The following is a 1121-nucleotide window of genomic DNA, read 5'->3' as shown; positions in this document are numbered from 1 at the left end:
GCTGTCACGACGGTCGTCGCGACGGAAACCGCCACGGTCGTCATCGCGGCGCGGGGTGCTGGGGCGGTCGTCGCGGCGGAAGGCCGGACGGTCCCCCTCGCGGCGGACGCCACGGTCGTCACCCCGACGATCGTCGCGACGGTCGTCACGGCGATCGTCGCGACCACGGAAACCGCCGCCACCGCCACGGCTGTCGTCGCGGCGGAAGCCACCGCGGTCACCGCTGTCACGCCGATCGTCCCGGCGGAAACCGCCACGGTCGTCATCGCGGCGCGGAGTGCTAGGACGATCGTCGCGCCGGTCGTCCCTGCGGTCGTCGCGACCACGGAAACCGCCGCCACCGCCACGGCTGTCGTCGCGGCGGAAGCCGCCACGGTCACCGCTGTCACGACGGTCGTCCCGGCGGAAACCGCCACGGTCGTCATCGCGGCGCGGGGTGCTGGGGCGGTCGTCGCGACGGAAGGCCGGACGGTCCCCCTCGCGGCGGACGCCACGGTCCCCGCGGTCGTCGCGACGCGGCCCGCTGGGGCGATCGTCACGACGCGGCCCGCTGGGGCGGTCGTCACGTCGGAACGGCGGGCGGCCCCCGCGGTCCCCCTCGCGCCGGTCGTCGCGGCCACGGAAGCCGCCACCGCCACGGTTGTCGTCACGACGGTCATCACGCCGGTTGTCATCGCGACGGAAGCCGCCGCGGTCACCGCCTCGATCGCCGCCGCGGTCACCACCGCGATCGCCTTCACGCCGGTCGTCACGGCGATCGTCGCGCCGGCCTGAGCCGCCACGGTCGTACCCACCGCGGTCGTTGTCCCGGCGCGGGCCCCCGCGGTAGCCGCCGCGGTCACCACTGTCCCGGCGGCGCTGGTCGCGCTCCGGTCGCTCGTCGGGAGAGTTGGTGGACATGGGTGACTCCTGTCTTCGGTACTGCAAGTCATTCTCGCGCAGCCGGGTACCCGGCGCGCTTCGTAAAAACAAACAAAAAAGGACCCCTGGTCCCAGCGAGTCGCTGGGACCAGGGGTCCTCAAAATTTGTTCGGCGGCGTCCTACTCTCCCACAGGGTCCCCCCTGCAGTACCATCGGCGCTGTGAGGCTTAGCTTCCGGGTTCGGAATGTAACCGGGCGT

The 1121-nt window shown here is 72.7% G+C and carries 1 rRNA gene and 1 pseudogene; one reads left to right on the top strand and one right to left on the bottom strand.

Annotated elements, in window-relative coordinates:
* A pseudogene (locus tag AB0D27_RS42950) lies at positions 1–774 on the top strand (hypothetical protein); the annotation flags it as partial.
* A 254-nt stretch (positions 775–1028) separates the two neighbouring features.
* Here the strand turns inward: AB0D27_RS42950 and rrf are convergent.
* A 5S ribosomal RNA gene (gene rrf / locus AB0D27_RS42945) occupies positions 1029–1121 on the bottom strand; the annotation flags it as partial.

The sequence above is a fragment of the Streptomyces sp. NPDC048415 genome, from assembly GCF_040651675.1.
Lineage (GTDB): Bacteria > Actinomycetota > Actinomycetes > Streptomycetales > Streptomycetaceae > Streptomyces.
Note: the sequence above shows the minus strand (reverse complement) of the source record. Positions and strands in the feature narration are given on the sequence as shown.